The 12,669-nt window shown below is 58.3% G+C and carries 13 protein-coding genes; 4 read left to right on the top strand and 9 right to left on the bottom strand.

What is annotated here, in order from left to right:
• The first annotated feature begins 39 nt into the window (after positions 1–39).
• A complete protein-coding gene (gene cynS / locus AD665_RS22945; RefSeq protein WP_024777263.1) occupies positions 40–510 on the top strand; it encodes a cyanase in 471 nt (156 codons plus the stop codon).
• Positions 511–622: 112 nt separating this feature from the next.
• On the top strand, positions 623–877 hold the full coding sequence (locus tag AD665_RS22940) for a DUF2790 domain-containing protein (RefSeq protein ID WP_024777264.1): 255 nt from the start codon (positions 623–625) through the stop codon (positions 875–877).
• 1,035 nt (positions 878–1,912) lie between these two features.
• Here the strand turns inward: AD665_RS22940 and AD665_RS22935 are convergent.
• From AD665_RS22935 to AD665_RS22915, 6 genes are all read right to left on the bottom strand, one after another.
• Positions 1,913–2,389, bottom strand: coding sequence for a nuclear transport factor 2 family protein (locus tag AD665_RS22935; protein WP_053193943.1), 477 nt, complete (start codon positions 2,387–2,389; stop codon positions 1,913–1,915).
• 147 nt (positions 2,390–2,536) lie between these two features.
• Complete coding sequence (locus tag AD665_RS22930; RefSeq protein WP_053193941.1) at positions 2,537–3,097, bottom strand: TetR/AcrR family transcriptional regulator; 561 nt, start codon at positions 3,095–3,097, stop codon at positions 2,537–2,539.
• A gap of 215 nt (positions 3,098–3,312) precedes the next feature.
• Entirely contained in the window at positions 3,313–3,798 is a 486-nt protein-coding gene (locus tag AD665_RS28245; protein ID WP_080686200.1) for a LysR substrate-binding domain-containing protein, read from the bottom strand.
• Between the two features lie 213 nt (positions 3,799–4,011).
• Positions 4,012–5,454: an aldehyde dehydrogenase family protein gene (locus AD665_RS22925; protein WP_053193939.1), complete on the bottom strand. Its 1,443-nt coding sequence runs from the start codon at positions 5,452–5,454 to the stop codon at positions 4,012–4,014.
• An 87-nt stretch (positions 5,455–5,541) separates the two neighbouring features.
• On the bottom strand, positions 5,542–6,291 hold the full coding sequence (locus AD665_RS22920) for a creatininase family protein (RefSeq protein ID WP_024777268.1): 750 nt from the start codon (positions 6,289–6,291) through the stop codon (positions 5,542–5,544).
• A 51-nt stretch (positions 6,292–6,342) separates the two neighbouring features.
• Positions 6,343–7,668, bottom strand: coding sequence for an MFS transporter (locus AD665_RS22915; protein WP_053193937.1), 1,326 nt, complete (start codon positions 7,666–7,668; stop codon positions 6,343–6,345).
• A gap of 130 nt (positions 7,669–7,798) precedes the next feature.
• On the opposite strand from AD665_RS22915, the gene AD665_RS22910 reads away from it, so the two are divergent.
• The gene (locus tag AD665_RS22910) at positions 7,799–8,743 is read left to right on the top strand and encodes a LysR family transcriptional regulator (RefSeq protein ID WP_053193935.1); all 945 of its coding nucleotides are present in this window, start codon (positions 7,799–7,801) and stop codon (positions 8,741–8,743) included.
• Here the strand turns inward: AD665_RS22910 and AD665_RS22905 are convergent.
• From AD665_RS22905 to AD665_RS22895, 3 genes are all read right to left on the bottom strand, one after another.
• Entirely contained in the window at positions 8,732–9,526 is a 795-nt protein-coding gene (locus AD665_RS22905; protein WP_024777271.1) for a creatininase, read from the bottom strand. The genes AD665_RS22910 and AD665_RS22905 overlap by 12 nt on opposite strands.
• Before the next feature lie 95 nt (positions 9,527–9,621).
• A complete protein-coding gene (locus AD665_RS22900) occupies positions 9,622–10,173 on the bottom strand; it encodes a VOC family protein (RefSeq protein ID WP_053193933.1) in 552 nt (183 codons plus the stop codon).
• Positions 10,174–10,212: 39 nt separating this feature from the next.
• Positions 10,213–11,571 (bottom strand): purine-cytosine permease family protein, encoded by a 1,359-nt coding sequence (locus AD665_RS22895; protein ID WP_231995031.1) that lies wholly within the window; start codon positions 11,569–11,571, stop codon positions 10,213–10,215.
• Positions 11,572–11,975: 404 nt separating this feature from the next.
• Here AD665_RS22895 and AD665_RS22890 point away from each other — a divergent pair, with 404 nt between their 5' ends.
• Entirely contained in the window at positions 11,976–12,644 is a 669-nt protein-coding gene (locus AD665_RS22890) for an FMN-dependent NADH-azoreductase (protein ID WP_053193929.1), read from the top strand.
• Positions 12,645–12,669: the final 25 nt, after the last annotated feature.

Raw genomic sequence — 12,669 nt, 5'->3', positions numbered from 1 at the left:
ACCCGTACCTGTACCCCTTACTAACCTAGGAGATTCGCCATGATCCAGACTCAAGCCACCCGCACCGCGCGCCAAGAACTGACCGAAACCATCATTTTGGCCAAGGCTCGCAAGGACCTGTCTTTCGCCGAGATCGTTGACGGTACCGGCCTGTCCGAAGCCTTCGTCACTGCCGCCCTGCTCGGCCAGCATCCGCTGCCTTCCAGCGCCGCCCATGTCGTGGGCAAGAAACTCGACCTTGATGCTGATCAAGTCGCTTTGCTGCAATCGATGCCAGTTCGCGGCAGTTTTTTTGACGGCGTACCGTCCGACCCGACCATCTACCGTTTCTACGAGATGATGTCGGTATACGGCACCACCCTCAAAGCTCTGGTCCACGAAAAGTTCGGCGACGGCATCATCAGCGCCATCAACTTCAAGCTGGACATCAAGAAGGTCGAAGATCCGGAGGGCGGCCATCGCGCTGTGATCACGCTGGACGGCAAGTACCTGCCTACCAAACCCTTCTGATGCAAGTCAGCCCGGCGTCAGACGGCGACCGGGCTACACCCCAACCCTTTAGTACGACTGAGCACCGCTTAAGTGCTTTGGCCTTCTCACGCCCTCAACACAGGTAATCGCTATGAAACTGTTACTCGTTTTACTCCTAGCCTGCATTGGCTCTGTCGCTATGGCCGATGAGCAAGATACTCAGACTGCGCATATTACGGTCGAGCCCTATCGCTACTCTCAACACCTGGACATCGCTCACATTGTGTCGATTACTCAGATACCAAGTGTCTGTGATGTAGTGCCGGTGCAGATGACTTATGACGACTCCAAGGGCGACCGGCACATCATGGAGTACCACGTCATAGGTACCGGCTGTACCAATTGACTCCTCTCCCGTCCGCTCTGGCGCTCGATCGCTCGGCGCCAGGGACGGGGGCTCAGACACCGCGGTCCCTTGTCCTTTGAAAAAATAACCCTTCGTCACTTGCGCCCATACAGCGCGCTTCCCGCCTCTACTCGGCAGTAATAGCACGCAAGTGCGTTTACTCAGGCCGTATCCACTACCAAGAACCGCCGACGGCTGACTGCCAAATTCCAGCTCACCGCGAGTTCCCGCTTGCTAGAAACGGAGTAGCGAGAGGAAATCGACCGACGTGGCACTTCTGTCACTTTCACGCCGGCTTAAACGCAAAGTCAGAAGCCGAACCCTTACCTTGAATCCTCTATTCGGGCCAGCGCACCTTGTCGTGTCTTCAGGCAGGGACGCCGTACGATCACGAGCGCTGTCGCTTGAGCGAGAAGGATTGCGTTCAGTCTGTAAGTGCAGCAGTCATCAGCGCGCCCCACTTGGCTGCGCATGGATCTGAGGAACAACTTGCTACCACCTCGTGCATTACGATGGGAGATCAGTTGCCGTCGTTAAGAACAGGACCACAGCACAGCACCGCGCCGACGGGACTTGATTCGCACAATCCAGGTCAGTCATGGAGCATCACGTTGAGAATCGCGTAAGTAAAAGTGCAGGTAACTCTATTTCCCTGAACGGTAGTGCCTGAAAATTGCGCACCTCTCGTCTGTCCCGCCGGTACTGATGCCTGCTTTAGCCGGCTGCCCTCAGAACCCTTACGAAGCCTTTGCAGCCTCATGGGTGGATCTGGTGGAGCAGGTATTGTTAGAGGCCTTCAGTAATAGACTCATGGCTGGAAAGCTGCGACCGCTAGACCTTTCGCGAAACAGGCGGTGAGGATCGTTGGCAGGCGGAAGAGCTGGATAGGACCGGCAAAGAATTGGAGGATAAAACTTTGGAGGGATTGCGGGCGGTTACGGGTTAGAGGATTTTTGATGAAGAAACTATTTATAACGTTAGGCTCAAAAACCGACCTGAGCCTTTTCAACGAAAGGATCAGGTCGGTTGAGATATTTACAGACCGAGGTCAGACAGGCTTGGATGGTCATCTGGGCGGCGTCCCAGTGGCCAATGGAACTTGCGTTCGCTCTCCTTGATGGGCATGTCGTTCACGCAGGCGAAGCGACGGTGCATCAGGCCATCCGCTTCGAATTCCCAGTTTTCGTTACCGTAAGAGCGGAACCAGTTACCTGAATCATCATGCCACTCGTATGCGTAACGTACAGCGATGCGGTTGTCGGTAAACGCCCAGAGCTCTTTGATCAGGCGATAATCAAGCTCTTTTTTCCATTTGCGTGTAAGAAAACCTTTGGCTTCTTCGCGATTGGTAGCAAATTCCGCTCGGTTGCGCCATTTGGTATCCAGTGTATAGGCAAGCGATACTTTTTCGGGATCGCGGGTGTTCCAGCCATCTTCAGCGAGTCGGACTTTCTCAATCGCCGTTTCACGAGTGAACGGAGGAAGTGGCGGACGAGTTTGTGCATTGGACATGGTAGTGCCTCCAAGACAATTGGATGTATCGGTTTATTTAACGTTTTCGGAACTCAGCAAAGCGGTACAACTTTCTTTCAGCGATCATCATCACAACATCAACGCGTCACGATAATCGCGATTTACATCAGTATCTCAACAATCTAGCTATGCGAACGGATACGAGAGCAACCGTGCAACTTCTTTTGCGTCATCGACGGCACTGTAATCGCCCATCACGCGCGCCATGGTGATTGCGCCGTCGATTAATATGAGCAGTTGTCTCGCCAAGACGACCGGGTGCTCCGTATTCAACTGCTCGGTCAGCTCGAGTGTGTAATCGAGTAACTTCTGCTTATGCAGTTTGGCGATATGGCGAATAGGATCATCGGGGTCCCCAACTTCTCCGGCTGTATTAATGAAAGCGCAGCCTCGAAATCCGTCTGACTCAAACCATCCCTTGAGCACCGTGAATATATTGAGAATACGCTCTTGCGGAGTATCCGCTCTGTCGCATTCCGTTCTGAACCATTGCATCCAACGTACATCACGAGCATTCAGTGCAGCAGCGGCCACTTCATCTTTGGTCGCAAAATAGCGATAAATACTTTTGCGAGCGACACCTGAGGTCTTCACCAGAAGATCCATGCCTGTCGCATGAATGCCGTTCTGATAAATAAGTTTCTCAGCGGTCATTAGAATCTTTTCTCGGGTATCTGTCATTTTCATCTCCACGGACTCAATGTAGAACGATCGTTCTCCTCGGTCAAGCCTCGCTTGGAATTTTTTTTGAGCGGCTAAGCTGGTCAACTTTCTGGGATGGACCGAGCCACCCAATATGGTTAACTGAGCAGACACGGATCATCACTCGACGGCCTGACTTCGAACGTCGCTGTGCATGGTCAAACCTCAATCTGTTCCGCCATCTCAGGGCGTCATCGATCTCAATCCCCAGATATCGAACAGTGCACCCCATCGTCGATGGGGTGCACGGAGTGCGGCGGGGCAGCAGCACTATGCCCATTCTGGCCAGTGCTCCTTCGAGCTAAGCAGAGGAGGTATAGGCCTGAAAGGGTCCAGCCACTTCCACGGTTACCGATTGATTGTCGACGCCTCCCAACCGCCAGGTAGTGCGCCGCCCCACCGTGCGACGGCGAGGTGACGCAGTGATGGGAACTCAAATCGCCTGGCTGTGGCGGTACGCCATGTGCCGCCAGGTTACCCGGACTCGCTACCAGGGTCTGGCAACCCGTGCCGAGCTTGCGCGCGAACAGTGAAGGATCCCGATCACCTCCGCGCAACGCGACGTCAATGTCCTCGCCCAGTAGATCCACTCGGGCGTCATTCAACTCGAACTCAAGGTTTGCTCGCGGGCGCTCAGCTACGAGCTGAGCGATAACCTGTGCCGGGAACCAGTTGAAGAAATCCATGGGAGGCGGCCACTCTGACGCGACCCGCGATCTGGGTCGAGTCGTTGCTCACCTCATCGCAACTCGCAGCAACACTTCGATCTGATCGGCAGACTCCGCATAAAAATTGCTCCCGGCATTGAGCACGTACGGTACGCTGATAGGTATACCGACTATCCGGCGTTGATCTGATCGCTCGTTCCCCCGTGCGTTCCGGAGGCAGCTGCTATCGGCTCACCCTGCTCCACAAACTCCGCACTCCCCCAACACAATACTCTTCGCCTCCAAAAACCCTTCCAAACCAAACACCCCAAACTCCCGCCCAACCCCAGACTGCTTGACCCCGCCAAACGGGGCCAGCAGCTCCGGTGTGATTCTGTTGATCAGCACCGAGCCCGCCTGCAGCCGGCTCGCCAGGCTTCGGGCGCGGTCCGATTTTCGGGAAAACACGTAGGCCTGCAGGCCGTAGAGGCTGGCATTGGCGATGTCGATCGCCTGCTCTTGCGAGTCATAAGCGATGATCGACAGCACCGGGCCGAAAATCTCCTCTTGTGCAATATCCATGTCATTGCTGACGTCGGCAAAGACGGTGGGCCTGACGAAATAGCCTTGGTCAAAACCAGCCGGCCTGCCCTCACCGCCAATGACCAGCGTTGCACCTTGCGCCTGTCCGCGGCGGATGTAGCCCTGCACGCGGTCGAACTGGGCCTGGTTGACCAGCGGTCCAATGACGGTGGACGGGGCCTGCGGATGGCCGACGACCATCGCCTCGACCAGGCTTTTCACCCGTTCAATGACTTCTTTGGCCTGCGTGCGCGGTACGAGCAGGCGCGTGCCAGCGACGCAGGCCTGGCCGTTGTTCATGAACGCCGCGTTCAAGGCAAGGGGAATGGCCGTGTCGAGGTCGGCGTCATCCAGGACGATAGAGGCCGACTTCCCGGTGAGCGACAGGTTTACGCGTTTCATGGTCTCGATACCGGCACGAGCGATCAGCTTTCCGGTGGCGGTGGACCCGGTGAATGAAATCTTGGCGACCTGTGGGTTGGTGCTGATTTCATCACCGACGTCACTGCCGCGTCCCAGCAAAATGTTGAAAATGCCTTTCGGCAAACCGGCGCCATGCAATGCGCGGGCAAGCACGTCGGTCTGCAAGGGACTCAACTCGCTCGGCTTGATGACCGACGCACAACCGGCGGCGATGGCCGATGCCAGTTTGCTGCAGATCGTTCCGGCGGTGCTGTTCCAGGGGGCGATCAGTGCCGATACGCCGACTGGTTCCATCACCACGGTGGCGTCGCCAATCGAGCGAACCAGTTCGTAGTCCTTCAATACCTGCGCCGCGTTGGCGAATGACTGCGAAGCATAACCACTGACCCATTGGGCACGGGCGAGCGGCGCGCCGTACTCCTCGATGGCGGTATCGCGGATCTCGTTCGTGCTCGCCAGCACGGCGGCCTGCAAGCGTTCGAGCATCTCGATACGCTCAGCCTTGGAGGTACGATTCATCGCGGCTTGCGCACGGGCCGCCGCAGCGATGGCGCGGCGGGCGTCATCGCGATCAGCCAAGGTGACCGTTCCGATGACCGCCTCGGTCGCCGGGTTGATGCATACCACCGTTTCATTTCCATGGACAGGAACGAAGGCTCCATCGATGTAACTGTGATCGATTTTCCACATCGCGGCGTACCTGATTGATTGCGGTTTTTACGAGATGAAGCGCCAACGCCCGGGATGCCCAGGCGTGCGCAATGGCAGCGCTGCGGTTCAACCCGGCATGGACTCGCGGCTGAAGGCTTGCACCTCTTGCACCAGACCCTGTGCAGCCAGCATCACCAGTTGCCGGCCTTTCTCCGCAGAAGCTTGCGCCGGGTCTGACCCCATGCGGCCATCTGGATGACGGGCGCGGAAATCGGCCGCCTCCCGGATCGGGCCCCAGTTGGCGATCTGTGGCGAGTAATCCGCCGATTTGATGGCGTGGGGATAGGCCCACTGGGTCACGGCGATTTCCGACGGCGTCGCATGGACACCGTGACCGGTGGGGAACTGCTCCCGCGCCAGCTCATTGACCCCTTCCAGGTCCCACCAATTGCAGAGCTTCAAGGCGAAACCCGCCGGACGCCGGGCAAAACTCGCCTCGGCGTAGAGCTCCGAGAACGCCGCTTCAATGGAGGCGATATTGCCGCCGTGGCCGTTGAGGAACAGTATCTTTTCAAACCCGTGGGCAGCCAGCGAACGTACCCAGTCACCGATGGCGGCGATGAACGTCGAAGGCCTGAGCGAGATCGTTCCCGGGAACCCGAGGTGATGCTGCGCCATGCCGATGTTGAAGGTCGGGGCAATCAGAATGTCTGCGGCCTGCTGCGCCTGATGGGCGATGATTTCGGGGCACATCCAGTCCGTCCCCAGCAAGCCGGTAGGCCCGTGCTGCTCGTTGGAGCCGATCGGGATGACCACGGTACGGCTGCGTTGGAGGAATGTTTCGATTTCGGCCCAGGTGGATAGATGTAAAAGCATCTGCGTTCTCTCTTTGGAAAGGTTCCTTGCGGAACACGATGGATGTGAAGTTCAAAGCGCCTGTTCAATCTGCACGGGATTCAAGACCCGGTCGCGACGCGCCAGCGGCTTGCTCGCGATGATCACCAGCGCGGCGCACAGAAACACGCAACCGACCGCGACGATGCCAGGGTTCATGCTCGCCGTTGATGTCTTCGCCCAACCGATCACCGCTGGCCCCCAGAAACCGCCGCACAGGCCGATGGTGTTGATCAGGGCGATGCCACCCGCCGCCGCTTCGCCTTTGATCAACTCGGAGGGCATCGCCCACAAGACCGTGTAGGCCATGAACATCATGGCGATCGCCAGCGTCAGCAGAACCATTGATAGCATCAGGTTCCCATCGGCAGAAGGATACAGAAGTATCAGTACCGCCCCGACGGCCGCCGGGACCGCACAGTGGTAGCGACGCTCGCCGAAGCGGTCGGAGCGACGTCCGATCCAGTACATGCCAGCGCCCGCTGCCACGTAGGGGATGGCGGCGAACCAGCCCAGCTGCATCATGTCGTGGACGCCTTGGGCCTTGAGGATTGCCGGCAGCCAGAAGCTCATGGCGTAGATCGAGAAGATGATGCAGAAGTAAGCGCTCGCCAGGAGGTAGATCCGGCGATCGCGCAACACCGCCCGGAACGAATGCGCACCGCCTGGGGCAGTTCCCAGCTCACGCTGCAGCAGTTGCTTTTCCTCGCTGCTCAGCCAACGAGCCTCGGCCGGGTGGTTGCACAGGTAGAAATAGGCAAACACACCGAGCAGGACGCAGGGCAAGCCTTCGATCAGGAACATCCATTGCCACCCGGCAAGCCCTCCCACGCCTTCGAACGTGGTAATCAACCAGGCCGAAAGCGGCCCCCCGATAATGCCGCCAGCGGGGCCGGCGATGAATACGATCGCGATGGCCCGGGCCATGCGCTTGGGGCCGTACCAGCAGGACAGGTAATAGATCATCCCCGGGGCGAAACCGGCTTCGAAGACTCCTAGCAGAAAGCGCATGGCGTAGAACATCGGCACGTTGCGCACGAACAGCATGCAGGCCGAGGTGATGCCCCATAACACCAGGATGCGACTGAAGGTCTTTCGCGCCCCCACCCGGGGCAGCATCAGGTTGCTGGGCAGTTCGAACAGCACATAGCCCAGGAAGAACACCCCTGCCCCGACACCATAAGCGGCGTCGGACAGCCCGAGGTCGTTTTGCATCTGCAACTTGGCGAAGCCGACATTGATGCGGTCCAGGTAGGCGAAAACGTAGCAAACGAACAGGAGTGGCAACAGGCGCCAATTGAGCTTGCGGTACAAGGTTGAAAGGGCTGCGCTAGGTACCGGATTCACGATGGTCGACATGGGCGTCTCCAATTTTCTTGTTGCTCTGATGTGTCGAAGATGTTGCGCCGACGGCCTCAATAGCAGCAAGAGCAACTATGTTCGTGTAACGTTGCTCTATGGGCAACGCAGATTCGAAAGGACACCAGCCATGCGCGAGATCAACCAGCAACGCTTGCGGTATTTTCATGAAGTGCTGACCCACGGATCGATCCGTGGCGCAGCGGATAGCATCAACACCTCCCCCTCGGTGATCACCCGTCAGATCAAGTTGCTGGAAGAGGAATTGGGCACCCGGCTGTTCGAACGCCAGGCCCGTGGCGTCCAGCCCACCGAGGCTGCCGCACACCTGCTGGAGTTCTGGCGCGGCTATCGATCACATCAGGAGAAGCTCGAAGATCAGCTCCAGGCCATCAAGGGGCTGCAACAGGGACACGTGCGGGTGGTCATCAGCGAAGGTTACGTCGATACCCTGGTGGACCACGTGCTCGCACCGTTCTGTAAACAGTATCCCAAGCTCGACGTCAGGCTGGACATACTGCCCGTGGACGATGTCCTGAACGAAATCGCGGAAAATCGCGCACACATCGGCCTGGCCTACAACCCGCCTCCCCACGTTCACATCGATTACCGCGCGACGTCCCGGCAGCCCGTCATGCTGCTGGTTCGCCCGGACCATCCGCTGGCCTTGAAAGGGACAATGGCAACCGTCGCTGACTTGCTCGACTGCCCACTGGTGCTGACGCCGCCAAGCTTCGGTATAGGCCACGCGCTGAAGATGCTCGAGTACGCCGAGAAAATCGAGATCCGTCCGGCGCTGGTCAGCAACTCCTTGGCCGCCCTCAAGCGCCTTGTCGCCAGCGGCGAGTTTGCCTCGCTATTGGGCGAAGTGGCGGCCTATCGGGAGATTGCGCAAGGCAGCCTCGCGGTGGTGGCCGTCGATCATCCACTGTTCCAAGGGGTGGAGGCGAAACTGCTGGTGAAGTCCGGACGGGCGCTGGCGGCCCCTGCCCAAGAGTTGCTGAACTGGATGTTGCAGCGGTTGCCGATGTTTGCGTCCGGCAACCCTGCACAAGAACCCGGTTCAGTCGTTTGAAACCTGCGACTCGGCCCCGGCGAGCCTGAACTCCGACCGCACCGCCTGGACGATACCGCTGATGACATCCGCCACCAGCAACTGCCCCTTCTCTGCGCTCGACCCCAGCGCGGATGACAGCACGCCGCTGGCCGGCACCCATTCGGTTCGGGTCGGGTACATGTCGTAGACCGGGAACTCGGCCGGGCCGTGATCGGGGATTTGGTCCAGGGACACCAGCTCCGGGTGATAATGCAGCATCATCGACGTCTCGATGACTGCTGCGTGCTCCAATGCGATGCCAGGAAAGCCGTTCGGAAAGACCTTGTCGAGGGTCTGTGACTTCACGAACTCCCAGTGCTCCAGGCGCATGACCTCCAGTCCGGCCTCCGGGCCGATATCGCGCATCGCCAGCTCGATACCTTCGGTCACGAACCATTGGTTTTCATAGTGACCGATCACCAGGACCAGGCGCTTCACGCCATGGCGATGAAACTCACGCACGGCATCGCGGACCATGGCGATCAGCGTCGCGCCATCCACGCTGGTGGTGCCGCAGAAGTGCTGCCCGCCTCCACACTTGGGCTGGGATTTATAGCCGTAGGACAAGGCCGGGGCGACCACACCGTCGATCTCCCGTGCCACGTCTTCACTGATTGCACTGGCGAGCAAGGCGTCAGTACCCAAGGGCAGATGGGGCCCGTGCTGCTCTGTGGCGCCGATAGGCAGCAAGACCACTGCGCCTGATCGCACTCGGCGCTCATAGTCCACCCAACTGATGTTATCCATCCGGACAGGGTTCATGGTTCTACTCCTGTGTCGTTGCAAAGCGGCCAAGCCTGGACGCTAGGCTCTGTACCTAGTGGCGCCCAGGCGAAACCTGGTGATGCCGTGCGGGCTTATGCCCGTGGCGGATACCAGGACTCCGGCTCCGGATAATCCCAATCGTCAGGAAAGGCGTAGGTTTCGAAGACCGTGGTGGTGTCGGCCTCGGTGCCGAAGAACGCGAAATGATTCACACCCATCCAGGAGCCGGACTGCACGCATTTGAAACCGCGCCGCTGCAATTCAGCGATACGTTCCTCGAACGGAATGTTGTTGCAGTCATAGGCAACGTGCTGGATCCCTTCGCCGTGTTTTTCCAGGAAGTCGGCGAAAATCGTCGGCCCGGACACCGGCTCCATCAGCTCCCAGACCATGTTTCCGGATTGGGCGAAGCAGACTTTCAGCACAAAATCGGCCGGTTCACCGTGGTACGTCTGGTTCTGGGTGTTCTCCGGGCTGAAGGTGTACACCCGCCATGGACCAATCCCCAGCTTGAGCAAGCCGTCCATGGTGCGTTTGTGGTCCCGGGTCACGATCGCGATCTCCACGACGTTGCCCAGGAACGCATCGATCTCGGCGCCGCCGCTCAACGCAGCCAGCACATTGGTTTGTTCAAGATGAGACATTTGCAATAACCTCTTTAATGATGAATCGTTGCACAGCGCTTACTTGGCCATCACTGACGAGCGAATAACTTCAGTGGGGCGCGAACGGTGCAATACGTAATAAATACCGCCGCCCACGCCAAACCCGGCCAACCAGGACAAATCAATTCCACCCAATGCCATCGCAAGAGGGCCTTGCAGCGATTGAATGGTGCCTACCTGGAATAACCAGGCCGCCAACACCCCGACCGCCAGTGCAAATACCCCTCTCCAGTTCACATCGGTGCAGTTGCTTTCCGAGTGATGGCAGTAGAGCGACTTCAAGTCGACCTGGCCCCGGCGAATCAGGAAAAAATCGACCAGGGTGATACCCGCCCACGGACTGATCCACACCACGAAAAACACCATCAGGTTTTCAAAGGCGTGGACAAACTCGCCGGATTGCAGGAACAGATAGAGGATGAACAGCGCCACCAGGCCCGAGACCGTTGAAACCACCCAGCGTGGGACGCGCAGGTCCAGGGACAAGGTGGCCAGCGCTGCCGAGTAGATGACCACGATGTTGGTGGCCACCGGACCATGAAGCAGCACCAGGAGGACCGGCAACGCCATGGTGCCGAAGACCGCAATGATCAATTGTGCCGGGTCCGAGCCGGCACCCGCGGAGGCAATCGCCGCGCCGAGGAAAGCCAGCCATACGGTGGGCAGGAACATGCCGAGGAACGTCGAGCGGAACACCTGCCCATCGGACAGTTTGCGCTGGGTGAAGCGGGTGTAGTCCGAAGCGTATACCAGCCACGAAATGCCCCAACCGATCCCGATCGCCGTCATGAGACTGCTCATGGCCGAGAGCTTGCCGATGCCCTCGACGGTCGAACGCTGCCACTGGATATCCACGTGTGTGAAGGCCAGACCGGTCATTACCACCATGATCAGCAGGATCACCGGCATGGTGTAGCGCTCGAAGCACTTGATTGCGTTGAAACCCCAGGCGGCGATCCCGACCTGCACGATCATGACGACCAGGGCAATGCCGTACTTGAGCTCCATGCCACCACTGATGCCGATTCGTTCCAGGGCGGCCACCGCAAGGTCCAGCACGATCCATGTGTTGGTCGCCACCCAGCCCATCGGCATCAGCACTTGCATGAGGGTCGGGAGGTAGGCACCGCGTCGGCCAAACGCCAGCCGGGACAGCACCATCTGCGGCACTCCCGTGCGGTGTCCCATGATGCAGATGCCGCCGAACAAGGCGGCGCCCAACAGGTTGCCGACCACGATGACCAGCAGGGTTTCGATCAGGCTCAGGCCCAGCTGGATACCGATGGCACCCAATACCCAGTTGATCGGAGCCACGTTCGCCCCTGCCCAGATCCAGAACTGGTCCAGGGGTGTAGAAGTGCGATGACTATCGGGCACGGGCTCGACACCGAGTGCATCATAGTTAGCCTCGTTGATTAAGCTGTTTTCAGATTCGCGACGCGTTGACATTATTATTTTCCTCGCTGACCGGCGACCACCTGTATCGCCCGGATTCATTAAAGCGAGGTCCGCAAATTTAAGTAATTGACGATAACTAAAGCGTCCTTTAGAAAACTTGCCGTCTTGAGTTTTCCTTAAGCGCGCAAGACTTCCAGGCATGAAACTAGCCTTTCAGGGCTGAAAATAACGTCTTTTCAAAACAGTCCGAGCAAGAATATTCACTTGTTGAGTTTTATTTGATGTCGTTCAAATAAATATCAATAGTCGAACAACTGAACCCCATGGCCAACTTGTCTCCGTCACTGAGGTATTTCCACCTCGGTATTAACAGGAAACATGACATGACCACCCTTCTTCACATTGACGCCAGCGCACGATCCGACCGCTCACTGAGCCGTAAACTGTCCCAGGCCTTTGTCGAGGCGTGGCGTGAGCGCGATGCCAACACCCAGGTCATCACCCGTGACATCGGCCGCAACCCACCTCCTTTCGTGACCGAAGCCTGGATTGCCGCGGTCTTCACCCCCGAAGAGCAGATGACGCCGCAAAAACGTGAGCAAATCCGCCTCTCGGACGAACTGATCGATGAGCTCGACCGCGCCGACGTCATCGTCATCGGCACCCCGATGTACAACTACGGGATGCCCGCCGCGCTCAAGTCCTGGTTTGACAAGGTGATCCGAATCGGCAAAACCTTCACCTTCGACCTGGAGCGTGGCGACTACCCACTGGAACCGATCATGAGCGGCAAGAAACTGGTCATCCTGTCGTCCCGAGGCGAATTCGGGTTTGGCCCGGGTGGCGTTCGCGAGAACATGAACCACCTGGACACGCACATCCAGACGTGCGCGCACTACCTGGGCGTGAATGAAACCCATGTGATTTCCATCGACTACCAGGAGTTTGCCGACGCTCGCCATGAAGCCTCCATCGCCAATGCCTTCGACGCCGTTCCGGTGCTGGTCCGGCAGATGATCGAGCAAAGACAACACCAGGTGTCGCTGGCTTGAGCGTCCAGCACCGTGGCCTATTCGA

The organism is Pseudomonas corrugata (assembly GCF_001269905.1).
GTDB classification, from domain to species: domain Bacteria; phylum Pseudomonadota; class Gammaproteobacteria; order Pseudomonadales; family Pseudomonadaceae; genus Aquipseudomonas; species Aquipseudomonas corrugata.
This window is presented reverse-complemented; position numbering and strand designations above follow the sequence as displayed.